The following is a 25,653-nucleotide window of genomic DNA, read 5'->3' as shown; positions in this document are numbered from 1 at the left end:
TTTATTGAATAGTTTGAAAAATAGATATACGATACACCTATCAACTAAATGGGGGTTTTATTTATGACAATTACAACTGTTAGCAATGAACAATTAGCAAAAGAATACGTAGATGGCGTATTTGAGCAACTTAAACAACAGAATAGTCATCAAGCGGAATTTTTACAAGCAGCTGAAGAAATTTTCATCTCATTAGTACCTGTATTCGCACAACATCCTGAATATATTAAGGCCAATATTTTATCCCGTATTGTGGAGCCAGATCGTATTATTTCTTTCCGTGTAGCATGGCAAGATGATAACAATCAAGTCCAAGTGAATCGTGGCTATCGTGTACAATATAGCAATGTCATGGGCCCATATAAAGGCGGTCTTCGCTTCCACCCTTCTGTAAACGAATCCATCATTAAGTTCCTAGGCTTTGAGCAAATCTTTAAAAACGCTTTAACAGGGCAACCTATCGGTGGTGGTAAAGGTGGTTCAAACTTCGATCCAAAAGGTAAATCAGATTCAGAAATTATGCGTTTCTGCCAAGCATTCATGACTGAATTATACCGTCATATTGGTCCAGATGTCGATGTTCCTGCTGGTGATATTGGCGTAGGTGCTCGTGAAGTAGGTTATTTATGGGGCCAATATAAGCGTTTAACAAAAGCAAATGAATCAGGTGTATTAACTGGTAAGACTCCAGGCTATGGTGGCTCTTTAGCACGTAAAGAAGCAACTGGTTACGGTACTGTTTACTTTGTGAACGAAATGCTGAAGGATGCAAATGACTCATTCGAAGGAAAAACAGTCGTTGTTTCTGGATCTGGTAATGTATCTACGTATGCGATTGAAAAAGCGCAACAGTATGGGGCTAAAGTGGTTGCTTGCTCAGACTCTTCAGGCTATATCTACGACCCAGAGGGCTTAGATTTAGATGCCATTAAAGAAATTAAAGAAGTAAAAGGTGACCGTATCTCAACTTACGTTAATTATCGACCAAATGCTACTTTTACAGAAGGTTGTACAGGAATTTGGACGATTCCTTGTGATATTGCTCTACCATGTGCTACGCAAAATGAAATTAACGGTGAGTCAGCTCGTACATTAATTTCGAATGGTGTGAAAGCCATCGGTGAAGGTGCTAATATGCCATCAGATCTTGAAGCAATCAATGAATTCCTAGAGGCAGGCGTATTATTTGGTCCTGCAAAAGCAGCGAATGCTGGTGGAGTTGCGGTATCTGCTCTTGAAATGGCACAAGACTCTAGCCGCGTATTTTGGTCATTTGAAGAAGTAGATGCGAAACTTCATCAAATTATGAAAAATATTTATACAGACAGCAAAGCAGCAGCAGAAAAATATGGCTTCCCAGGTAACCTAGTAGTTGGTGCAAACATTGCTGGCTTTATCAAAGTAGCAGATGGAATGCTTACTGAAGGCGTTTATTAATAACATTCTATTTTCAATGTTTCCTAGGATTTGATTTCGGAATATTCTTAATTTCAACCAAGGTGGTAACGAACATTCGTTATCACCTTATTTTTTATTTAAAATCCCGTTATAAAACCTAAAAATAAACGTTTTAAACGAACATTTTTAGCGTTAAATATTTAGAACATTCGTGTTATAATTTTAGAGTACTATGAAAAATATTGGAGGGTTTTTTGTGGAATTATTGTATACAGGTAAAACAAAAAATGTGTTCAAATTAGAAGATGGTCATTATTTATTAAAATTTAAAGACGATGTTACAGGAGAAAACGGCGTGTTTGATCCAGGTGCAAATACTGTTGGTTTAACAATTGATGGGGCTGGCTTGGCTGGTTTACGTTTAACTTCTTATTTTTATTCAAAATTAAACGAACAAGGAGTTCCTACTCATTTCGTTGATGCTAACTTCGAAGATGCAACAATGACAGTAAAACCAGCAACTGTTTTCGGTAATGGCTTAGAAGTGATTTGCCGCTTTAAGGCCGTTGGTTCATTCCTGCGCCGCTATGGTGCCTATGTAAAAGAAGGACAAGATTTAGACTCTTTTGTAGAAGTGACAATCAAAGATGATGATCGTTTAGATCCTCCGATTTCCGAAGATGCTTTAGCGATGTTAAACCTGTTAACTCATGAAGAATACGCCATTTTGAAACAACGTACAATTGAAATCTCCAAATTTGTAGCGGGAGAGCTTGCTAAAAAAGGCTTAACGCTTTATGACATTAAATTAGAATTCGGCCGCGATGCGAAAACGAATGAAATTTTATTAATCGATGAAATTTCAGGCGGTAATATGCGTGCTTACAAAGGTGAGCAATATATTGAACCATTAGAACTTGAGAAAATTATGTTAGCTGAATAATAGAAACAACCTTAAAAGAGTCGGCATTTACGACTCTTTTTTTATGTGTGGGCTTATTTTTATTTTCCATGAAACTTTTCTTTACTTCACTCGTATATTAACTATATGTAACAAGCAATTATTCTATTATTTTGGAGGTAGTTTGATGGAAAATTTGAATGAGACATCGAAAGAAGAAAGGTCAAAACTAAATCCATTTTTATCGGTTTGGATGCATCCAAAGCAAACAACTCGTTATATGATTAATGAAAAATCTATCGGCTTTGCAATTTTGGTTTTGTCTATTGGTTATATTGGCTCCCTTATGTCTGGATTAATTGATTCAGAATTTCTTCCTGATTTTTCTCCATGGCTTTTAGTCCTATTATGTGTCATTTTTGCTCCGATCGCAGGTGTGATCGGCACAGCTATTTCTGCACTCATCTCATGGCTATTCGGGAAATTATTTAAAGGTACTGGGACTTACTCGGACTTATTTAAGGGGTTAAGCTTAACAGCAATCCCATATATTGTGCTGGTTCCACTTTATATTATTTGGTTAATGACTTCACCCGATTCATTATTGGATCCTAATTTTATGGGTTCATTACCGTGGATTTTTTGGCCAACTATTTTAGTAAGCATCATTGTGACGATTTGGTCATTTGTTATTTCTGTAGGTGTAGTCGCTGAAGCACACCAAATTTCGAACTGGATGGCTTTCTTCACCATCTTTATTCCAGCCATTATTATCTTCATCGTATTATTTGTTCTTTTCTTTGTCATACTCATTGGAATTATTGGTGTTGGCATGGTCTAAAAACTTGAGATAAAGCCTTTGTTAACTCGACACAGCTAAAAAAGCAGATAGAGAAAAAGCCTGTAACTTTTTTCTATCTGCTTGTTTTATTTTATTAGACAGATAGTGCGGTACTTTGCTGGAATAGCTCAGATACGCCAGATTCTACAGCTGCCCCACTTACTGCGCGTGAGACGATGGCCACTACGCGTTCGTCTAACGACTTAGGAACAATATATTCTTCCTTTAGTTCCTTATCACTTACAAGGGAGGCAATGGCTTCTACAGCAGCTAGCTTCATCGACTCATTAATATCCGTAGCACGCACATCTAAAGCTCCCCGGAAAATACCAGGGAATGCGAGAACATTATTAATTTGATTTGGATAATCTGAACGGCCCGTTCCCATAACACGTACACCCCATGCTTTGGCATTTTCATACGTGATCTCTGGATTTGGATTGGCTAAGGCAAAGACAACTGGATTTTCATTCATGGACGCAATATGTGCCTCTGTCAATAGATTAGCTACAGAAACGCCAATAAAGACATCTGCACCTGTTAGTGCATCCTCTAGTGTACCATGTTGCTTCTCTGGATTCGTCAAATGAGCAACCGCTTCTTTAATCGGGTTCATCCCCTCTGTACGACCCTCATAAATAATACCTTTTGTATCGCACATATAAATATTCTTATAGCCCATTTGTACAAGTATACGCAAGATTGCAATGCCTGCAGCACCAGCACCGTTAATCACAACTTTCATCGTTGCAACATCCTTTTTCACAATACGATTGGCATTAATCATCGCTGCTCCTACAACAATCGCTGTTCCATGTTGATCATCATGAAAAACTGGAATATCACATTCTTGACGTAGGCGATCTTCAATTTCAAAGCATCTTGGTGCTGAAATATCCTCTAAGTTTACCGCACCAAATGTCGGGGCAAGCGCCTTCACAATGCTGACGATTTCATCCGTATTTTTTGTATCTAAGCATATTGGAAAAGCATCAACATTGGCAAAACGCTTTAGTAAAATCGCCTTCCCTTCCATTACAGGTAATGCCGCTTTCGGACCAATATCTCCTAATCCTAAAACTGCTGTCCCATCCGACACAACTGCTACCATATTACCCTTCATTGTATAGTCGTACACAAGCGAAGGATTTTTTTCAATCTCCACACATGGCGCTGCTACCCCCGGTGAATAAGCCAAGCTAAGATCATAGGAATCTTGTACAGGTACCTTTGAGCTCACCTCTAATTTCCCACTATAGTGTGCATGCATTTCTAATGCCTTTTTCATTACGTCCATTCCATCCCATCCTTTTCCCTTTGGTTTTTTATTATATTTCAGAATCATAATACTTTGTGAAAATATAGTCAACGAATTTTCTGTCAATTTATTTTAAACTTCAAAAATTCAAGGTTTAATGACTTTCATTACATTTTTCTGTCAAATTAAACATTTCACAAACAATTTTTTTAAGATAATTAATGTGATTGTTGACACATTAAAAAGTGTACACATAGAGCCATTTAGCCTGTTCAACTTTTCACATAGTATTTTTCTTATGTAAATGAGAATTTTTTCACAAACTTTTGTAAGCGTATCCATTGTCTTCATTGACTTCGTCACAATTTATTCACATTTTTTCACAAAGTTTTTTATTATATAGATCAAAGTATTTGTGAAAATCTTAACAAGCAAAAAAAGAGCCCTATATAAAGGACTCTTCGGTAAAATGATTCATAAAGGCCGTGATGATATGCTTGGAAGACCATTGCTCTCCCGAAACTTTTGTAATCGGATAGTCACGAGGAAAAATTGTTTTGGTGATTTCTTCAACAGAATAACCTTGCATAAATAATTGTTTCACTTTTCCTTGCATGTTTTCCAAATAAGCAATTTTTTCTTGTATTTTCGTTCGCCCATCCTCTATAAAGCCTGCATGACAGCAATAGACGACATCGAAATCATAGTTTACTATTTTCCTCAAAGACGCCAAGGTATGGACAATATTTTCTTCATCAAGCACAACCTTTGTCTTGGGTTGGATAAACAAATCACCTGTAAACATAGCGCCTGTTTCCCGATTGTAAAAAGAGAGATGATCTGTAGTATGCCCAGGTGTTTCAATAACATCCCACGTTGCTGCATTCGTTTGTAATGTTTGACCTAATGGTTGGGCAACAAATGCTGGTCGTTCCCCCCACAATGCCTGACGATAGAATGGATAGTCTCCATCCTCAGCACAAAGATCGACTGAATCACGATGAATATAAATAGGTACATTCTTATGGTGTTGAATCCACGCTGCATTTCCTGCATGATCCTCATGTGAATGTGTTAATGCCAATTGCTCTATCGGTATATCCTTAAAAAAGGATTGAAATTCCTGCGACAGTGAGTAGGAACCCGTATCAATCAGTAACCCATCCACAAAAAAGCTGTACACACTCATACCAATCCCCTGCACCGCAACTTTCCCATGCGCACATTGTACACCGCGATGCTGCTGAATCTCGATACTTTTCTCCCGTTTAAACATCCTGCTCCCCCTTTGCCCCTTGTACAAAAAGTGTAGCATAAAATGAATGGTGAGTCATTTTTGTAAGTAGGTAACAACAAAGGATTTATTTTTTACATGTTTTCGAAGTGCTAACACATGAACAAATAACCGTATATTTACTGCCAATAAAAGCAATGCGCCTAGGAACAATAATCCCATCTGCCAATCACTTGTAACATTCATTAACAGCGTCCAACTTATAATGACAGCAAAGGCAATCGCTATATATTTTTTCATCACTCTTGTAGTGGAACCCTGTATATCGTGTTTTTGTTCAATGCTTAATAAAATTTTTCCAAATTCCATTATGATCAGCAATTTAATTCCTTGAATTAAAACCGTACTCCAATAGAAGAGAAGATGTGAAGAAAAGAAAGTACTCATCAAGGCAAGAATCATAGCGCAAGCCATATATTTGCTGATAGGTGTTTTTTCTTTATAGAACGAAAGACTTTTTAAATAGGCCCCATAAACAAGGATATCTTGTAGAAGATTAGCGTATTTAAAAACATTTAAATAGATAAATTGAAAGAAGAGCGCCACTGCAAACCATTGTAAAAGTTTTACCTGTTGTTTAGATTCACTCATTGTTTTCACGCACCTTTTTCACCAAATTCGACGTAAAATACGCTTGCGAATATACTCTTTTAGTTAAATAACCATCGGGGCCACTAAAGCCTATGGACGTATTGATATCTAAGGGGGCTTCCTTCAATTGAATAGTCAGCTCCAAGCGTTGACCTTTCGTCACTGAAAAAGGAAAATCACTTGCTGTGTAGCGCTGATCGTTTAATCGCCATTCTTTCAACAGTATTTTATCCTCTAATGTAGCTGGAACATAAAATGCATCAAAAACTGCATCCTGCTGAAGGGTAAATGATATGATTTGTTCCGAATCATTTTGTGACTGACTATAGCTATTATTCATGATCTGATTTTCATCAATGAAGGTTTCCCTCGTAAAATGAATTGGGGCAGGTAATTTCACCTCGTCATTTAATACAAGATAAATAGTTTTACTTGCCATCACTTTTTTCATCGTGTTTAAATCAAGCTGAAAAAAAGCTAAACGAATATTTTGATAGCGTAAATCTTGAGAAGTATCCAATGGATAATAAAAGCCATTGACTAGATTTGCTTGCTCTGTTTGATCATATACTATTGGTAATTGCACATCTTCTGCCTGCAAATATTTCACATATCGATGGTCATCTTTGTTTGTAATATAGCGTATCTCTAAAGCATTCTGTAAGCTATCTGTAACTTCAATTACAGTAGGTACCACTATCGGTTTTATGAATTGATGTTGTAAAAAAATCGTACTGTTACCGATCAGTAAAATTAAAACTACGGCAACACCAATCGTCTTTTTCTGGTCAGCGCCAACTTTAAGCTTTTTCCTAGAGATGTATAGTATGATGCATACGCACAAAATAGCCAAAATCCAGTACATTGGCGAAGATAAATGATCTAATTGTGACATTAACACACTAGCCCGATCATTATCAAAGTGTTGCTTCCCTACCATGAATGCCACAAATCCACCCGTTGCAAGTGCTACAGCAACAGTCAAGACTTTAGATACCCAGTGCAAAGGCTTATGCTGCTCTTTTGTTGCTTGTTCAATACCTTGTAGACTACGCTGATGTAACGATTCTGGAATGTCTATTTGATCCATCTGCTTTTTTAGATCGTTCACCCTTGCCCCTCCTGTTCCAGTGCCTGCTTTAATTTTTTTAATGCACGATACAACATGATTTTCGTCGTCCCTAATTTAAGCTGCAATACCTGAGCCACCACCCGCTCACCCCCCTTTATCTATTAGACTTTTAAACTATGCAATTTAGCTTTGCAAAACAGAAATTTCCTCATTTTATGTATTACTACCTGAGCATGCTATGCTCTCTCCACTTTGATGGATTTTTTGATCAAGTATAAAATTCTATCCCCTACTTTAAAAGGGCTATCCTTCACTTTTTCATTTTTATCCGTCACTTTGAACAGGTTATCCGCTACATTAAATTTTATCCGTCACTTTGAACGTTCTATCCTCCACTTTTTCTTTCTTATCCGCCACTTTGAACAGGTTATCCGCTACATTAAATTCTATCCGTCACTTTGAACGTTCTATCCTCCACTTTTTCTTTCTTATCCGCCACTTTGAACAGGTTATCCGCTACATTAAATTCTAACCTCTACTTTACGCTCTATCCACCGCACTATAAAAAAACGCCCACCGAAGTGAGCGTTTCTTTTTATTCGTTTGTGCCTTTTTCCACGTCATATTCTGTAATCCAATCACTGAAGCTACCTACATATAATTGGATGTTGTCATAGCCTTCATCTGCTAACACAGCATAAAGTGGAGAGGCGGTTACGCCGCTGCCACAGTAAACCACAACCGGTTCATCAGCTGCAACTTTTTGACGTAATGCATCGTTTGCCTTTAGTTGACCATTTGACTTCAATTGCTCCCAGTCAAAGTTTTTCGCAGTTGGGATATGACCTGCTACTTTATCCAAAGGCTCTACTTCTCCTCGATACCTTTCAGCAGCGCGCGCATCGAGTAAAGTAGCTTTTACCTCTCCATCTACAATGGCTTTTACGGCTTGGCGTGGTGCATAAAGCTCATCTTTCCAATCAAACTCAATGATAGTTGGAGGATATTTAATAATATCCTTGGTAAAAGGAATTTTTGCCTCTAGGGCAGGGGCACCTCCGTTGACAATCACTACATTTGGGAAACCAGCATATGTTAGCATCCACCAGGCGCGTGGGGCAAATGGAGCTGCTCCTTGGTCATAAACTACAATCTGATCTTCATACCGTAATCCTAGTTCTTGAAAAACGGATGCCAATTTTTCTTTGCTTGGCATTGGATGACGACCTTCTTTGCTGTCCATATCCGATAACTGCTGTTCTAAATCAATATAGATAGCACCAGTAGCATGACCTTCCTCGAATGCTTTTTTGCCAGCCTCTTTGTCCTGAAGATCGAAACGAGCATCGATAAAACGGACGCCATCAAACTGAATTTCATCCACTGATTTGAATACTTTTCCCATTAGAATCACCTCATGCGTATTGTAATTGTGCGTAAATCGCTTTCCAAGAAGCTAAACGGCTCTCTTCTTGTAAGGCTAATCTTTCTGTGTCAATTTGTTCAAGCGCTTGATGATAAATATAGTAACGTAATTTTTCGGCTTCCTCTGCTATAAACGTAATCGCCCATGTCATGAGGGAAACTTTCTGTGCATCTAAATAATCTTGTGCATCTGGTTTTGTGATAGCTTCTAGTGCCTCACTCAGCTTCACTTTTTCATTCTTTTCAAAGAAAGCTTTTTGATTGCGGAAATGAGATTTTACGCTAGCATATTTGGAAATATCTGCAAACGGTCCTTCAAAATCCAATAAATTTGGCTCAGAAGATTCAAAGGCTAGGAATGAGAAGCTTCGATTTAACTCTTTCAATTCGCGTACTTCATCTTTAAAACGTTGTTGCATCTTTTTGCTAATGAACTGCGATAAACGGAAGTTTGTTACACGCATTTCTTGAGTAAAATCAAAACGCAAGCTTTGCATCACTTCTTTTAATGCATGCTCCAATGCTTGTTGCGCTGGCATTGCAGCAAAGGTAGAAGGATTGTAGCCTTCCTTAAAGAACTCAGGGTAACGATAATAAACACGCTGAAGAACATAATAGAGTAGCTCATCAAGCTCCTGCTTTGTTTCACTCTCTAACATGCTCGTATTCAGTACACTGTACTTCGATTGAATATGTTGTTCAAGTGTTGTTAATTCCTCTAGTCGCTCATCTTTACGTTTTAAGTTTTCCTCTGTTTGGGCAATTAAATCCGCCAAACGTTGCTCTGTTTTATCAACTTCCTCTGCAAGAGCTTGAACGGCTAATGCACTCAATTCATCATTTAAGAATGTATGGAAGTCGCTTTCAAACGGTGGCATCCCTGATGTTAAATCCGCACCTTCTACCTTTTCCTTCAACGCTAAAAGACTAGATACCCCATATAGTCTTGGGAAGCGAATGCCAAAGCGTTGTAACTCTGAGCGTACATAGCCTTTTACATCTTCCTGTTCTTCATCCGTTGTTGCCAAATCAATTGCATTGACAATAAAGAACATTTTATCAAGCTCAAATGCATCCTTCACACGACCAAGCTGAATTAAAAACTCGCGGTCAGCTTTGGCAAAGGCATGGTTATAGTACGTAATAAATAGGATGGCATCAGCATTACGAATATATTCAAATGCTACACCTGTATGGCGGGCATTAATAGAGTCCGCTCCTGGCGTGTCAACAAGTGTCACGCCCATACGTGTTAATGGACTATCATAATAGAAGTCGATATTGTCAACAAAGCAAGATTTATTTTCTTGTGCTACAAATTTTTCAAACTCCTCACGGTCTACGCGGAGGATAGAACCAAATTCAGACTTAAAGGTTGGGTAGCCTTCTTTATAGGCACGAATAAATGATTTATGAACATTTAAGCGTTCGTCCGTTAACTGAACTCCAAGCCCTTCATCAGCACGATTATAGGCTTCCTCCAATGTCGATACAGACAAACCAATCGCCGCATAGGAGCCTTGAATATCCTCTAGCATTTGTTCCGCAGTTTTAAGCTGTACATCAGCTGTTTCATGTGGGTGCTCAGGTGTAACTGGACGAATTTTATTGATGGCCGCAGTTGTTGGATTTGGTGAAACAGGTAACACCTTGGCTCCCATTAAAGCGTTTGAAAAGGAAGATTTACCAGCACTAAATGCGCCAAACAATGCAATGGTAAAATCTTTTTTCTGTAGTCGTTCTACTTTATTTTCAAGGTATTGGGCTACTTCGGCAAAGCCTTGCACCTCTTTGACTGCATTAGCAGTATGAAGTGCACGGTTAATCACACCATCGATTGGTAGAATCGTTGCAGTAGTAGCTTGCTGAGCTTCCTCTTGTTGGATGATTTGCTCTTTTGGCTGCAGCATGGACTCGTCAAATAGACGAATTTCTGCTAAATCTTGCTTAAATGATTGTTCCCAATTTGTAAGCTGTTGATTGGCAACTTTACGAATTTCATTGCTCGCTTGATGCATAGTGCTTGCACTATATTGCTGATAGCCTTCAATTTCAAGGACCGCATTAATGGCATCTACTTTGTCCTGCATACCCGCCATTTTTAATTTTGATGGTGCGGCAGTTTCTGTTGCTACAGCTTCAAGAGTTGTCGCTTGCGCATTTTTCCAACTATCTGTCTCCTGAATAAAGTAGCGCTTTGTTGCTTCTGCGATACGGTTAGCGAAGTTTAACACAGCATCACCTGTTAAAATAGCGCCTGTTTGAACTTGCTGCTCAATCAATGAAAAAGGTAAGTCAAATTCATAGGCATCAATAGCAGCGGCACGTTCCTCATTTAATGCACCAACGTCCTTCAATACCTTTTTCATAAGACCTTTTAAATGCCCCGTGATTTGTGCATGGACCACATTTTGATAGGCACTATACGCATTTTCTTTACGTCTGTTTCGCTCTTCCTCTGTTTTTTTCTTTGCAGTAAAGAGCCCTCCAACTTTAAAGCCTTCCTGCATGCTTTCTAAATAAAGGCGTAAGTGATCGCGTAAATCAGCTGGCATAATTGCAGCATTCGCGAGCAACTCCTTACGTTGCTCCTCAAACGTTTCGTTCCAAGCTTCTACTGAAAATAATTCAACCTGACGATTTAATTTATTGTATTGCTCTAATATATCTTGATGGTGTGCCCAGTCATCCGCACTTAAAATTTCTTCATCAATGGCTAAACGATCCTGTCTTTCTTCCATTAAATAATTGTCATGCTCGCTTTGCAATAAACGCAATGTATTCGTAGCTGTTTGGACAAGCTGCTCCTGCCAGTCATTCATACTGTCCATCACGATTTTCTTTACTGCCTCAAAATCATTATGTGGATGCTCTGGCTCTCTTAATGATGTAAAGAAAACACCCTTCGGTACAACACCCCATGCTGCAAAGGACTGATGAACAGTTGCTTTAAATTCTTCAAAGCTCAATTCATTATCCTTATGCTTATCAATCATATTGACAATTAAATAAACATTTGGATTATATTTCATTAATTGCTTTGTGAATTGGAAATTTAATTCCGACTGCACATGGTTGTAGTCCATTGTATAAAATACGATATCGGCAATATGTAATGCTGATTCCGTTGACATGCGGTGTGCATCATCTGTGGAGTCTACCCCTGGCGTATCCATTACAGTAACACCTAGTGGTAATGTAGAGGCACTGTGTCCAATCTCAATCTGTGACACTAAATCCCCATTTTTACTTAGCTCTTTTACTGTTTTAAAATCATAGCCAGCCTCAAATTTTACGGGCTTTTCATTGTGCATATAAACAATTGCATAGTCTTCCTCTGATTTATGAACTTTGACGATGTTCGCACTTGTTGGAATTGGACTAGATGCCAGTAGATTTTCACCAGACAGCGCATTAATCATACTGGACTTCCCTGCAGAGAAATGGCCTGCAAAGCCAATCACATACTCTTTTTGCTGAATTTTTCGAGCAAAAAGTGATGTTTTATCCATACGCTCTGTATCACCATTATGCTGATAAATTATGTATTGCAAAGAGGCTTGCTTTAATAGCCCCTCCAATTGTTGTTCAAAATCTTTCATGAAACCAGTAACCCCTTTTTCATTAATTATTCATAATTAGTATTCTACCTTATTCAACTAGCAAAGTATAACACTAATTTAAAGCATATATGCCAACGTTTCCATCCTTACAAAAACATGTTTATACAAAAAATCTATGCCAAATGATAGATGGTCAACTAGTTCTTTTTATATTTACTTCATATTTTATAGTAAGCATATTCGGGGCAAAGTTATATTTTTTATGAAGGGAGTGTGATGCCATATGATAAATCCTAAGTCTCATCAAATCATTGAAAAATATTGTTCATGTAACTGTGAGGATCGATTTATCTGGCCCCGTATAAAAGCAACAAACGGAATACCCATGGTTCCTCCTGAAGTAGTCCCTGAAGGTATGATTATACCAACGATCCAGCGATATTTTTATATCGTTACAGCTGATCTTGATCTATCGAATGGGGCAACTCTTCCAGCCAATCTCTTTTGGAATGATGAAGCAAATTCTGTTACTGAGTTTACAATTTTTTCACCTAATGGTTACGTTAACCTTTATATTAATGCAGTAATGCAGGAAGGCGGTATTTATTCGGTAACGCCAGCCTCCCTGACAATCGTACCTTATAATGCGACATTGTATAGAGGAACACCCATTATTATTGAATCGCTAGGCTTTACAACGAAATAAAGGAAATGAAAGGAGGTGAATTGGGTGGCACTTTCCATTATTAATATTCACGTCAATGTAACAGGTAGTTCTACAAGGTTTTTTAACGTCTTAGCTGCACCCCTTGTCATTGCAGATGGCACAACAGTCGCTGCAACAACGTTTTTAAATGATAGCGGTACAGCCGCAACAGCATTCCCAGAAGTCGCAAATGGTTACTATAACTTATATATCAATGGTGTTCTTCAGGAGGGTGGTGCCTATACAGTTTCTACAACTGAAATAACGTTTAATACTGTCACAGGTACACTTTCTGCTGGTACGCCAATTGTGCTCGAAGCTGTGGAGCTAGTGACAACAATCTAAATAAAATGGATGCCTTGTTTAGGGCATCCATTTTATTGTAATTGCTTTCTGAGACCTGCAATTTTTTTGGCGTAATCTATCGCACGTGGGCCATCTCCGTGAATACATAAGGTTTGCACCGCAACTTTAATTTTTTGGGACTCGACCGACAACACTTCATTAGCAGTCAAAATACCTTTTACATGCACTAGCATTTCTTCTTCCGATTGTATTAAGGCATTTGGTTCCTGTCTGTTCACTAATGTGCCATTATCGTTATAGCGTCGATCCGAAAAAACCTCCTCATATACTTGAAGCCCTATGTCTCTAGCAATCTCTACGATGAGGCTACCAGATAAGGCATATAAAATAAGGTGTGGATTAAAATCATACACTGCATGGACTACAGCCAACGCTTTTTCACGGTCGTTCGCGCATTGATTATAAAGTGCGCCATGTGGTTTAACATGATGAAGCGTACCATTTTCAATCTGCACAAATGCTTGTAAGGCACCAATTTGATAAACCATCATATCGTAAATTTCACCTGGGCTACATTCCATGTTACGGCGACCAAACCCCTCTCGATCTGGATAGCCTGGATGCGCACCAATGTGAACGTTTTTACGAATGGCGCTGCGTACAATTTGATGCATAATTGAATGATGACCCGCATGATAGCCGCATGCAATGTTGATGGAAGTTACATAGTCTAATAATTCTTCATCCTTACCCGTGATAAAAGCATCTAAGCTTTCACCTAGATCACAATTGATATCAATTGACATCATGTTTCCTCCAGTACAAAGTGAATTGTGTTAAACATACGCATTTGCGCTACTTTATGTAAATCTTCTTCATGAACTGTTGCAATAATAGGATAGCCTCCTACTGTTTGAGCATCAGCCATTAGGATAATGGGATCACCACTTTGCGGCACTTGGATTGTTCCGAACTGTGTAGCTTCTGACAGAATATCCTTCATTTCCTGAAGTTGTAAGGCAGGTCCTTTTATGTAGTAGCCCATACGATTGCCGCCGATAAATTGAAAAGGATTTTGTAAAAATTGTTGCTGACTCTTTTTTGTAAATAAATGAAAGTGTGGTCCTTTAAACAATCGAACCGTAATAGAGCTGTCAAAATGTGGACGATAGGATGGATATAGCCCTCTATTATATTTTAAAGACGATGATACCTGCCCATACAAAATACTTCCTTTTGTAATCCGTGTTCCCAAATTGCCAAGGGGGAGGCAAGATTGGCTACCAAGCTCATCGGTTGTATGAAAACCTCCTAATGGAGTTAAGTAAACAATAGAGCCTTGATGGACACCCTTGATAGATAATCTATCTCCCCTCGTTAAATGGAATGTTTTCCACATTTCGATTGGTACATGATTAACCAAGCATGTACTATGCCCCCCTGTTAATACATAGACACCATCAGCAAGCGCCTCAAATTCAAAACCACCAACAAACATTTCAAAAGACGTTTGATCATGGTGATGATGTAAGATTCTTTGAGCTGCATTAAACGATCGATGATCCATTGGACCAGATAACGGAATACCAAATGCCCGATAGCCGTACCTTCCTTTGTCTTGTAAGCTACCATAAACCCCTTGTTTTGTTACGATCAGAAGTGGCTTCAAACGCTACACTCCTTTGCTTTTCATTTCCCAAAATTGCTGTTTGGTTATTTCATAAAACTGAACTTCATCACCAAGTTCAAATAAAAATGGCTCTTTGCCATGAACATCAAATAAATCCAAAGGTGTTTTCCCTATAATATTCCAGCCACCAGGTGAATCGACAGGATAGATTCCTGTTTGTCCACCCCCAACCCCAACAGAGCTTGCCGATACAGATGCCCTTGGTTTCTGTAAGCGTGGCACAAATAATTTAGAATCAAGCTCGCCTAAGTAAGGAAAGCCAGGTAAAAAGCCGATTAAATACACATAATAGCTTTTGGACATATGCAATGTTTTAATGTCCTCAAAAGGTAAACCTGTGAATTTCATGACGCGCTTTGAATCTAAGGCAAATTCCTCATCATAGCAGACGGGTATTTTTAAAAATCGATTCGTTCCTTTATCAATTGTTGTGGAGGCTTGCATCTCAAGCCACTGCATTTCTAAATGTTCAACATCTATTTTTTGTTTAATATAAGCTGTTACTGTATGGTAGCTTGCAACACTTTCAACTAGGTTATGTCGTAGCTGCAGTTTCAGAAAACGATTAAACGTTTGGACCGCATGAAAGTTTGAGTGGGAGATTTCCTCTTTGAATGCAAAACGAATAGTATGTTGACTAATCCACATTGAATGCGGAAAATCAATGATTGGTTGCACGTGCCGTCTCCTCAATACAAAGCTGTACCGCAGCTACTAAATCTCTAATACTCCAGCCGGGAATTTTGCCATGTTGGATGGCCAGCTCAAATGATGCTGGAATATGAATAAAGCCTGCACGAACCCCTTTATGTTGCTGTGCATAAGCAAGCCCCTCATACATAATGTTATTACACAAGTATGTACCCGCTGTATTGGAGATTTCCGCTGGATATCCTTCAGCCTGCAAACGATTTACCATACTGCGAATCGGTAAGTTTGTTAGATAAGCATCTGCCCCCTCCTCATAGATACGCTCATCAACTGGTGTATAGCCATTATTATCAGGCTCTCCGTCCTTCACATTAATGGCAATGCGCTCTGGTGTTACTTTAAAACGACCTCCTGCTAACCCTAATGAAATGATGATTTGTGGTTTCACTTCTTCTATATGTTGTTTTAATTGCTCCGCTGATTGCTGAAAATCTACAGATAGAATTCGTCCGACGATATCATAGCGATCTATCTTCTTTCCATTTAATGCTTCCACAATTTGCATTGTTGGATTTATTTTATAATCAAGAAATGGCTCAAACCCTGTTACTAATATTTTTGTCATATTTGTCACCTGATTTCTATCGGACGTTTTTTAAAGTAGCGTCCAAATTGTTTAATTTTAGTTACTTTAGTAGAAAGTGCTGCTTCAATAATAGCTTGATTAAATAATTTATGTGCTTCAATACAAGAAGTTAATTCTTCATCGTAAACAATTTCATCAGACACTTCAGAAATGATATCTAAAGCCACCCACTGCGGGTAGCGTAATATACTTACAGATGCGTATGTTGGCGTAACTTCCATACTTCGATAAAAATTTATATTTCCCATTTCTTCAATGGGGTACTTTTGCGGATCCCACTTTGTGCCATATTTATAGTAGCGTTCACGCCAATAAGTATTTTCTTGGGCAAATATTGTACCCTCAAAAATCATATTCACTTTTTCAGCTACTTGTTCTAGATTTGTAGCCTGGACTTCCCTCGTATCATAATCCGCATAACGACCAATTCCGTAGATCTTGGCACTTGGAAGCGTGTAAGAAACAGGGAAAATAGGTGGACATGCATATCCTGCGAATGGTTGAACCCATTCACGAGCAGGGATACCATGATCATCAATCACTATATCAGGTGCCCATTTTTTTAAGATGAGTGGTAAAACATTTGCTTCACCAAATACACTTTCTTGGAATTTGACATAGGCAAACTCTAAACCTACCGCATTAAATCTTGCAGCATGATGTTTCCATTTTGGATGTTCTTTTGTCAAGCTCTCCATTATTTCATAACCATCTGGATTTGATAGCGGAATAATGATTATATTAATCTTTTTTAAGATTTCAGGATGGTGACAAATAATATCTTCCATAAGCTCTAATATTGCAGGTGTACTAGATACTTCGTTTGGATGATGGCCAGCTTCAAAGACAATCGTATGCTTTTCATCCGATTTTTTAAGTCCTGAATAAAAGTCACTAGTAATAGGCTCAGTTACTTCAAAAAATGGAATGACATTCCCTTTGTAAGATATATCCCCATAATTTAGTTTGACCTCAGAATAATTTTGATACCGAGTGGATAGTTGATAAACATTTTTAATATTGTATTTTAAATTATCATTCATTTCCATTACTTTCAGATAATTACCTAAATACATTTCTACTGTTTCAAATTGCCCCTCTTGGTTAAATAAAATTCTTTTTGTAACTGGAACTAAATTGGTTTTTTCATGCCATTTGTATGCGCGTATTACACTTTTAATAGGCTTATAAATATTTTCCTCTATATGAATAAAGGGAATAATACCACCAGGAGCTTGATAAGGTTGATTAACTAATCGGCGACCGAGCTCATTAAAATAATCAAGCGTGTTAAAATAAAGGTCTTCGTATAACGCTTCAAAGGACGAGTTTGCTTCTTGCTTCACGTTTAGTTCTTCTTCAATTCCAGATGAAGTAAAGTCAATTTCGATGCGATCAAATAAAGGGAACAATTGTCCTTGATCACGATTTGTTACATCAATATTTAATTTTCCTACTATCTGAGGAAGTAACTCATTGATATACGTTTTATAGAAACGCTCGCGATCTGACAATATTGCATTTTCTTGAACCAGTTTTCCATCTTCAAATAACCTATATCCAGCTGTAGTTGGATAGACTTTTCTCTGACCATCAACATAATCCAATTCACTAATCAGCGGATTTAATTCAGCAATTAATAGATCATCAACATAGACACTATAGATGTGCTGCTGTGTGCTTGAAAGCTCAAATTGTACATGTTCTTTCGGTATACCATATTGCATTTCAATCAATTCATCCACAGGGTAAAGTTCCATAATCCAGCGATTATGTTGTTCTAACCCATTTTTATTAACCCCATCTTTACATATTATTTTTACTTGTTCAAAATGACCCGAAATAGATGGAAGTACTTCCTCTAATATCCAGTATAACCCTGTTTTAAATGCAGAGCGAACTGTAATTGTTTTTAAATTTGAAAATTTCTTATACAAATCTACACTATATTCATCTCGATTTTTTTTAGAAGCTGTAAGATAGATTTCAGCATCAAGCATTTTATTTGGTTCATCTTGCAAAGCATTTAAAATATACGATGCTTCCGATTCATCTTCCCATGTTGTTTCATACAATAAATCTGCTATATTCACTTGTTTTTCGTTTAGCTCCCAAACACCAAATAAGCCACCTTCAGACACATGCTTTTCTTTTGCTATGGAATGTAGGACAGTCGGTAAGCAATCTTTTGTACCACAAATTTGAATAACGTTTCTAGAACTTAACTCCATTAAATTTGCAGTTCCTTGCTTGATATCAATCGTGAAATGTCGATGTTCTTCTGTAACAACTGGTAAAGAAACAGAGGTAGCATACAGTCCTAAACGTAATGCAAGATAGCAAACTTCTTTTATAATGGCGTTTGACATTATTTCTTGTTGTAAATTAATTTTCACACTTAAATGCTGTTGTGGATGTGCCTCGTCCTTCTCACCAGTTCCATAGGCTGACCACAGATGACTTAAACTTTCATAATAAGAGGATGGAATATCCGTATGGGTTTCGGCCACTCCTTCACTTGCTATCGTACTTAACAACGTTGACAGCGAAGACTCAGTCTCATAATAGAGTGTAAAGATAGACCCATTCTGTGAAATAAATGTACTACTATGTTGTAAAAATTCCATTGAGTACTGCTGATTAGACGCTTGAAATAAATCAAAATCTATTTCATTTGACTCTAAGCCTAACCTCGCACAAAAATTAATCAATCCGATTGGAACAAGATTTTTAGGTAAGTTTATAAATAAAGAAGGCTTTTTTATGGTTTCATTCTTATTAAATAAAATTGAAAATATTTTAGAGTTCACACTATCACCTAAACTTTCATATTTGGATCTAAGCGATCTCGTAGCCAATCTCCTAGTAAATTAAAGCCTAGTACAGTTAACATAATTGCAATACCTGGAAATACGGAAATCCACCAAGCTGACGTCATATAATTCCGACTGTCTGCTAACATTCCGCCCCACGAAGGTACTGTCGGTTCAACACCTAACCCTAAAAATGTTAGTGAAGCCTCTAATAAAATAAACTCTGCGATACACATCGTTGCTAACACTAAAATCGAAGAAGCAACATTTGGTAAAATGTGCTTAAGGATAATTTTAAAATGTGTGCCTCCGATTGCCTTTGCAGCCTGTATATATTCTTGTTCCTTTAGAGCTAAAATCTCCCCTCGAATTAGCCTAGCAAAACTAACCCAATATGTAAGTCCAAGAATAATAATGATTTTTTCAATCCCTGTTCCAAATACACTCATAATGACAATTGCTAGTAAAATAAATGGCAGACCTAATTGAACTTCAGCTAACCTCATAATTAAATCGTCCATCCATTTCCCAAAATACCCTGACACAATTCCAAGAAATGTTCCAAGGACTAACGAAATGAGCACACCACAAATACCTACCAAAAGGGAAATACGAGCACCATATATAATCCTACTGAGTAAATCCCGTCCCACTTGGTCTCCCCCCAGTAAATATTGTGATTTACCAGTATCATCTAACCATTTAGGCAAATCTAGACGATGTCCTAAGCTAGCTGCTCCTGGATCATGTGGAGCAATATAAGGGGCAAATATCGCACATAGAATAGTCGTGACAACTAATAATAGACCGATTATCCCAGTTGGATTATTTTTAATAAACTTTAAAATACTTATTATTCTACTAACCTTTTTTATTTCGACTGTTTCTGCTTCCATTATCTGTGTCATTAATTGTCACCTCTTCCAGTGCGTATTTTTGGGTTAATTAATGAATAACATAAATCAACAATTAGATTGACAGCAATCATGATAAGAGCTAGGAGAATTACCCCACCCTGTACGACTGGATAATCTCGTTGATTAATAGAATCAACAATTAATCTTCCGATTCCTGGCCAAGAAAATACTTGCTCTACAATAACAGCCCCCCCTAAGAGTCCACCGAACTGTAACCCAACAAACGTCACAGTTGGCAATAAGGCATTGCGAAAGGCATGTCGAATAATGACAAGCCATTCTCTAATTCCTTTTGCTCGAGCAGTTGTCACATATTGCATTTTAAGCACTTCAAGCATAGAGGTACGAATTAATCGAACTAAAATACCAGATAAAATCAGACCCAATGCAATGGATGGAAGGATCAATGAGCTAAACCCATCAAAGCCCGATACAGGTAACCATTTTAACTGAACAGCAAAGATCAAGATTAGCATAAACGCTAACCAAAAATTAGGGAAAGAGATACCTAATAAAGAAAAAATACGACCAAAAATATCAATGGACTTGCCTTTATAAACTGCAGATAGGATACCGATAGGAATAGCGATTAACAATGCTACAGTCATCCCCCCTAAAGCAAGTGCTAGTGTTGGCCATGCTCGTTCTAACAACATTTCCAAAACAGGACTATTCGAACGATACGATGTACCAAAATCAAGCGTTACTAAATCTTTCATGAATATAATATATTGCTCCCAAATAGGTTTATCTAAACCCAACTTTGCTGTCAGTTCCTCTACTGCTTGTTGTGAAGGTTCCCCAGCACCGAACATGATGCTTACGGGATCCCCCGTTAAACGAATGGCGAAAAAAATAATTAATGAGACAGCTATTATCACCAACACTGTATGCGATATACGTCGTAGTATATAGGAAAGCATAATTCCATCCTCCTAATTTGAAATGAAAGAGATAGTATGACAAGCATACTATCTCATAATTTTTTACTTACTCGACAGTGACACCTTCAAATCTAAAGCGGCCATCATGAGGTGGTTGGAAATCTTTTATTCGTTTATTCACTGCGTATATTTCAACCTCAGAATATAAATTAACTTCTGTAGCATCTTCATATAACACTTCTGTCAGCTCTTTAAAGATTTTTTGACGCTCCTCATTATTAATCGTTGCTCGCTCTGCCGTTAATAATTGTTCAACTTTTTCATTTTTATAGGATGGATTCCAGAATTCCCCTTCGTGATACATTAAATAAGCTGTATTATCAAAATCTAAAGTCCAACCACCCCAGCCATTTTTATACATTTGACCAGCTTTCCCTTGTGGTATTAACTCTGATTGGAATGTAGTATTTTCCACACTATTAATAGAAACTTTTAATCCCACTTCTTGTAAATAAAATGCTACTGCTTGGGCTATTTCTTTAAAAGTTCCATCCGTACCTGGAATAAAGAATTCAAGAGTAGTACCTTCAGGAACCTTAGCTTCGGCAAGTAATTTTTTTGCTTTTTCTGGATCATATGGATATGGCTCTAAATCTTTGTTATAGCCAAAAGATAGATTACTTTGGAACGAACTAATGAGGTTGCCATAGCCACCTAAAATTTCTTTCACTATTGTTTCCTTATCAATGGCATAGTTAATCGCTTGACGAACACGTACATCATCTACAGGCTTTTGTGCTGTATCAAAACGAATTGAATACGCTGTAGGAGTGGACACATCCTTTAATTCAATGAAATCAGTTCCTTCTGCTGTTGCCGCTTGCGAAACCTCTAAACGTGTCATAATATCAATATTTCCTGTTTGTAATTCTGCCAGTGCCGTCGCTGTTTCTGGAATCACTTTAAATGTTACTTTATCTAGTTTAATAGCATCTTTATTCCAATAATCTTCATATCGCTCAATAACTACTTGTTTATCACGTTGATAATCAGTCATTTTAAATGGACCCGTACCAACCGGCTTCATGTCAAAATTCTCTGCACCCTGTTCTTGGATATATTTAGGTGGTACGATGACAGCACCATATCCTGAAAGTTTAGTCAATAATACTGGGTCAATGGCATTTAGGTGCATAGTGACTTCATAGTCACCTGTCACTTCAACATTGTCAATCGACGTATAGTTTGAATATTGCGGTCCTTGTTGACCTTCTTCTCCTAGTAGACGATCAAATGTAAATTTAACTGCTTCCGCATTAAACGGTTCGCCATTATGGAAGGTAACACCTTGTCGTAATTTAAACACAATCGTTTTATCATCTATATATTCCCATGATTCCGCTAACCCTGGTTGAATTTCTAAATCTAAAGAACGACTTACTAATCCTTCAAATATCGATGTTGCTACTGTACTCCAAGCAAGTAAAAATGTATCAATTGGGTCCCAGTTTTGTGGGTCTCCTGCCACACGAATAACTAATTCATTTCCACGTGTTGCTGCTGGATTATCACCAGATGATTTGCTACTATTTTTACTTTCGTCTTTTGATGATGTACCGCCACTACATGCTGTTAAAACAACCATCATACAAACAAGTAATAGCGCAATCCATTTTTGTTTCTTCATACATTGTTCATCCCCTTTTGTATTTGTGCTATCTATACGCCATAAGGATATGGCATCGAATAACCTAGTTCAGCAGATATTGAAGCTGCCGTTTCCCACAGACCTTCTAAAAATGCATTTATTTTTTCTTTTGGTATGAGTGTCTCTATGCCCGCTATACTAATCGAGTATTCTACTTTGCGTTCGCTATTGAAAATCGGTACGGCTATTGATACAGTGCCTTCTTCCAATTCTGACACGCTGTAGGCATAGCCATTTTTTTTTCCAAATTCAATTAGTTCGAATATCTCTTCATCAGTAACAGGTGTTCCACTAGCATATTTTTTACGAGTTTTTTGAAGTACCTCACTAATTTTTTCTTCTGATTGAAAGGATAAAAGTATTCGTGAACAAGCGCCTGCATAAAGAGGTGCTCTTCTCCCCACCCGTGTATATAATAAAACTGGTTTTAAACTTTCGATTTTTTCGATATAAAGACCATCTGTTTCATCCAGTATGCTTAGTTGAACAGCCAAGTCAAACTTCTGTTGCAACATCTTCATATATGGTATAGCCAAAGAACGAATTTCAATTGAATTTGCAGCAATTGCACCTAATTCAATGAGTTTATTCCCAAGTAGATAATGATCACTCAATACTAACTGTCCACCGCTTTGAACGTAAGGACGTTTTAATACGCCTAAATCTGTAAATGTTTTTAAAAACCTATGTAAAGTCGGTTTAGGAATATCTGTTTCGATCGCTAGCTCGTCTAACCGCCAAGAAGGTTTTTCTTCAGTAAATAACGTTAAAATATTAATACCTTTTTCCAATGTTTTGCTCATGTTAATCGCTCCATTTGCTCTTCATAAAGTAAACAGGAAACTTCATGCTTATCGCCAATTTTTTTTAATTTTGGAGGTGTCACTTTACATATTTCCATGCAGTTTGGGCATCGTGTATGGAATGTACAGCCCGATGGTGGATTAGCAGGATTGGGAACATCTCCACTTAGCACAATTCGCTCCTTTATTTTTGAAGGATGAGATTTTGGTAATGCCGATAGTAAAGCTTTTGTGTATGGATGTTTAGGATTATTAAATAATTCGTGTTTATCTGCCATTTCCACTAACTTACCTAAGTACATTACCCCTATGCGGTCACAAAAATGATGCACTACACTTAAATCATGTGATATGAAAATGTAGGTAAGGTTCATTTCCTTTTTTAAATCTTTCATAATATTTAATACTTGAGATTGAATGGAAACATCCAGAGCAGATACTGGTTCATCTGCAACAATCAATTTTGGATTGGACACTAATGCTCTAGCAATTCCAATCCGTTGTCTTTGACCACCCGAAAATTCATGTGGAAAACGTTCTAACTGCTTTTGTGTAAGTCCAACCTGTTTGGCTACTTCATAAACGCGTTGTTTTCTCTCTTCCTTTGTACCTATTCCAAAATTCACCAAAGGTTCTTCGATTATTTTAAACACCTTCATACGAGGATTAAGGGAAGAAAAAGGATCTTGAAAGATGATTTGCATATCACGGCGCTTTTGACGTACCTCTTTTGGGCTAAGAGTGGCAATATTTTCTCCATTCAGTAAAATTTCACCCTCAGTAGGTGTTAGAAGTTGAATTAATGTTTTACCCATAGTGGACTTCCCGCACCCAGACTCTCCGACAATTCCTAAAACCTCACCCTCATTTACAAAAAATGAAACATCATCTACTGCTTTTAAATGACCTGAACGTGATCCTTTAACTGAAAAATATTTCTTTAAATGTTTAACTTCTAACAATGGACTGCCCATTAACAATTCCCCCTCCTACTTCGTTCTCTTCGTACAGCCAACATCTAACTTTGGTACCCATAGAGGTTGTATATAGATCAGGCTTCTTTTTACATTGATCTGTTGCAAATTCGCAGCGATCGAAAAATCTACAACCTGAAGGCATATCGGATGGTGATGGCACCACCCCTTCAATTGATGGAAGGTACTCTTGTTCTGATTCAATGTCAGGCAATGAATTTAATAACCCCTTTGTATATGGATGCAGCGGATAATTAAACAAATCTAGCACTGTTGCCTCTTCAACAATTTCACCAGCATACATCACAATTACTTTCTCACATATTTCTGCTACTACACCAAGATCATGGGTAATTAAAATGATGGACATATCTAATTTTTCTTGTATGTCTCTCATTAAATCTAAAATCTGAGCCTGGATTGTCACATCTAATGCTGTAGTAGGCTCATCTGCAATTAATATTTCTGGTCCACAAGCCAATGCCATGGCGATCATAACCCTTTGTCGCATTCCTCCTGATAATTGATGAGGATATTCATTTACTACTTTATCTGGTCGAGGAATACCTACGAGACGAAGCATATCAACGGCACGTTCATGAGCTTCTTTCCTTGAAATTTTTTCATGACTATGAATCATTTCCATAATTTGTGAACCAACCTTATATACTGGATTGAGCGAACTCATTGGTTCTTGAAAAATCATAGAAATTTTTTTCCCACGAATCTTTCGCCATTCCTTATTCGATTTTTTATTAATTTGTTTTTGATCTATGTAAACTTCTCCACCTTGCCAGTTAACCCCAGCAGGTAACAATCCCATAAGTGAAAGTGATGTCATGCTTTTTCCACACCCTGATTCCCCTACAATCCCCAAAGTTTTTCCTTTTTCAAGTTGAAATGATACTCCATTCACAATGGCAATATCTTTTTTATTTTGTTGAATACCTATTTTCAAATCGCTTACTTCTAAAATATTCAAACTCATTTCCCCCTCCGTTCCAAAATATGAAACGCGATTCCATTTTTTAAAATCTTAACAGAAGAAACTTAGTTATTTCAATAGTTTTCAGAAAAAAATAAAAATTCCTCTTAATTAAATTATTCTGAAAGAATATTTAATCTAGCGCTGCATTCCTAGAAATACAAAAAAACATGGTCCGAATATTCGGACCATGCCTAAACATGTTTATCAAGTATTAGCTCTTATTT

22 protein-coding genes are annotated in these 25,653 nt (G+C 37.5%); 5 read left to right on the top strand and 17 right to left on the bottom strand.

Translation table 11 applies throughout. The features are described from left to right. The first annotated feature begins 63 nt into the window (after positions 1-63). The 3 genes from gdhA to L6W14_RS07495 all read left to right on the top strand — a co-directional run bounded on the left by gdhA (position 64) and on the right by L6W14_RS07495 (position 3,140). Positions 64-1,437, top strand: coding sequence for an NADP-specific glutamate dehydrogenase (gdhA, locus tag L6W14_RS07505; RefSeq protein ID WP_004269356.1), 1,374 nt, complete (start codon positions 64-66; stop codon positions 1,435-1,437). Between the two features lie 217 nt (positions 1,438-1,654). Then, the gene (locus tag L6W14_RS07500) at positions 1,655-2,341 is read left to right on the top strand and encodes a phosphoribosylaminoimidazolesuccinocarboxamide synthase (protein ID WP_131519749.1); all 687 of its coding nucleotides are present in this window, start codon (positions 1,655-1,657) and stop codon (positions 2,339-2,341) included. Between the two features lie 145 nt (positions 2,342-2,486). Beyond that, positions 2,487-3,140, top strand: coding sequence for a Yip1 family protein (locus L6W14_RS07495; protein WP_016995151.1), 654 nt, complete (start codon positions 2,487-2,489; stop codon positions 3,138-3,140). A 94-nt stretch (positions 3,141-3,234) separates the two neighbouring features. On the opposite strand, the gene L6W14_RS07490 is transcribed toward L6W14_RS07495, so the two are convergent. The 6 genes from L6W14_RS07490 to L6W14_RS07465 form a co-directional block, all read right to left on the bottom strand. After that, positions 3,235-4,437, bottom strand: a complete 1,203-nt coding sequence (locus tag L6W14_RS07490) for an NAD(P)-dependent malic enzyme (protein ID WP_004269353.1) — start codon at positions 4,435-4,437, stop codon at positions 3,235-3,237. Between the two features lie 406 nt (positions 4,438-4,843). Beyond that, entirely contained in the window at positions 4,844-5,674 is an 831-nt protein-coding gene (locus L6W14_RS07485; protein ID WP_131519748.1) for an MBL fold metallo-hydrolase, read from the bottom strand. A gap of 54 nt (positions 5,675-5,728) precedes the next feature. Further along, the gene (locus L6W14_RS07480; RefSeq protein WP_131519747.1) at positions 5,729-6,283 is read right to left on the bottom strand and encodes a hypothetical protein; all 555 of its coding nucleotides are present in this window, start codon (positions 6,281-6,283) and stop codon (positions 5,729-5,731) included. Then, entirely contained in the window at positions 6,276-7,394 is a 1,119-nt protein-coding gene (locus tag L6W14_RS07475) for a hypothetical protein (RefSeq protein ID WP_237900184.1), read from the bottom strand. The genes L6W14_RS07480 and L6W14_RS07475 overlap by 8 nt, the downstream gene beginning before the upstream one ends. A 556-nt stretch (positions 7,395-7,950) precedes the next feature. Beyond that, on the bottom strand, positions 7,951-8,760 hold the full coding sequence (locus tag L6W14_RS07470) for a sulfurtransferase (protein ID WP_131519746.1): 810 nt from the start codon (positions 8,758-8,760) through the stop codon (positions 7,951-7,953). A gap of 10 nt (positions 8,761-8,770) precedes the next feature. Beyond that, positions 8,771-12,382 (bottom strand): dynamin family protein, encoded by a 3,612-nt coding sequence (locus L6W14_RS07465; RefSeq protein WP_131519745.1) that lies wholly within the window; start codon positions 12,380-12,382, stop codon positions 8,771-8,773. Between the two features lie 244 nt (positions 12,383-12,626). On the opposite strand from L6W14_RS07465, the gene L6W14_RS07460 reads away from it, so the two are divergent. Then, positions 12,627-13,049, top strand: coding sequence for a DUF4183 domain-containing protein (locus L6W14_RS07460; protein WP_066037690.1), 423 nt, complete (start codon positions 12,627-12,629; stop codon positions 13,047-13,049). Positions 13,050-13,073: 24 nt separating this feature from the next. Beyond that, positions 13,074-13,394 (top strand): DUF4183 domain-containing protein, encoded by a 321-nt coding sequence (locus L6W14_RS07455; RefSeq protein WP_048390025.1) that lies wholly within the window; start codon positions 13,074-13,076, stop codon positions 13,392-13,394. Positions 13,395-13,426: 32 nt separating this feature from the next. Here L6W14_RS07455 and L6W14_RS07450 read toward each other — a convergent pair whose 3' ends face one another. The 11 genes from L6W14_RS07450 to L6W14_RS07400 all read right to left on the bottom strand — a co-directional run bounded on the left by L6W14_RS07450 (position 13,427) and on the right by L6W14_RS07400 (position 25,429). Beyond that, positions 13,427-14,161 carry a 5-oxoprolinase subunit PxpA gene (locus tag L6W14_RS07450; protein ID WP_131519744.1) on the bottom strand — a complete coding sequence of 245 codons (735 nt, stop codon included), beginning with the start codon at positions 14,159-14,161 and terminating at the stop codon, positions 13,427-13,429. After that, on the bottom strand, positions 14,161-15,024 hold the full coding sequence (locus tag L6W14_RS07445; protein ID WP_066037688.1) for a 5-oxoprolinase subunit C family protein: 864 nt from the start codon (positions 15,022-15,024) through the stop codon (positions 14,161-14,163). The genes L6W14_RS07450 and L6W14_RS07445 overlap by 1 nt, the downstream gene beginning before the upstream one ends. 3 nt (positions 15,025-15,027) lie before the next feature. Further along, positions 15,028-15,723, bottom strand: a complete 696-nt coding sequence (pxpB, locus tag L6W14_RS07440) for a 5-oxoprolinase subunit PxpB (RefSeq protein WP_131519743.1) — start codon at positions 15,721-15,723, stop codon at positions 15,028-15,030. Beyond that, positions 15,707-16,321, bottom strand: coding sequence for a pyroglutamyl-peptidase I (pcp, locus tag L6W14_RS07435; protein ID WP_131519742.1), 615 nt, complete (start codon positions 16,319-16,321; stop codon positions 15,707-15,709). Before pcp ends, pxpB begins: the two co-directional genes overlap by 17 nt. A 5-nt stretch (positions 16,322-16,326) precedes the next feature. Then, complete coding sequence (locus L6W14_RS07430; protein ID WP_237900182.1) at positions 16,327-18,969, bottom strand: M14 family metallopeptidase; 2,643 nt, start codon at positions 18,967-18,969, stop codon at positions 16,327-16,329. A 191-nt stretch (positions 18,970-19,160) separates the two neighbouring features. After that, positions 19,161-20,063, bottom strand: a complete 903-nt coding sequence (locus L6W14_RS07425) for an ABC transporter permease (protein WP_016991918.1) — start codon at positions 20,061-20,063, stop codon at positions 19,161-19,163. Beyond that, positions 20,063-20,995, bottom strand: coding sequence for a nickel ABC transporter permease (gene nikB / locus L6W14_RS07420; RefSeq protein WP_066037685.1), 933 nt, complete (start codon positions 20,993-20,995; stop codon positions 20,063-20,065). The genes L6W14_RS07425 and nikB overlap by 1 nt, the downstream gene beginning before the upstream one ends. A gap of 67 nt (positions 20,996-21,062) precedes the next feature. Then, positions 21,063-22,643, bottom strand: a complete 1,581-nt coding sequence (locus L6W14_RS07415) for an ABC transporter substrate-binding protein (RefSeq protein WP_066037684.1) — start codon at positions 22,641-22,643, stop codon at positions 21,063-21,065. A gap of 32 nt (positions 22,644-22,675) precedes the next feature. Beyond that, the gene (locus tag L6W14_RS07410; RefSeq protein WP_066037683.1) at positions 22,676-23,467 is read right to left on the bottom strand and encodes an IclR family transcriptional regulator; all 792 of its coding nucleotides are present in this window, start codon (positions 23,465-23,467) and stop codon (positions 22,676-22,678) included. Continuing rightward, complete coding sequence (locus tag L6W14_RS07405; protein WP_066037682.1) at positions 23,464-24,441, bottom strand: ABC transporter ATP-binding protein; 978 nt, start codon at positions 24,439-24,441, stop codon at positions 23,464-23,466. Before L6W14_RS07405 ends, L6W14_RS07410 begins: the two co-directional genes overlap by 4 nt. Beyond that, positions 24,416-25,429, bottom strand: a complete 1,014-nt coding sequence (locus L6W14_RS07400; RefSeq protein WP_175400757.1) for an ABC transporter ATP-binding protein — start codon at positions 25,427-25,429, stop codon at positions 24,416-24,418. The genes L6W14_RS07405 and L6W14_RS07400 overlap by 26 nt, the downstream gene beginning before the upstream one ends. Positions 25,430-25,653 lie beyond the last annotated feature (224 nt).

Origin of the sequence: Lysinibacillus sp. ACHW1.5 (assembly GCF_022014815.1) — a bacterium.
In the GTDB taxonomy this organism is placed as follows: Bacteria; Bacillota; Bacilli; order Bacillales_A; family Planococcaceae; genus Lysinibacillus; species Lysinibacillus capsici.
The sequence above is the reverse complement of the archived record's forward strand: the minus strand, read 5'-3'. Positions and strand labels throughout refer to the sequence as shown.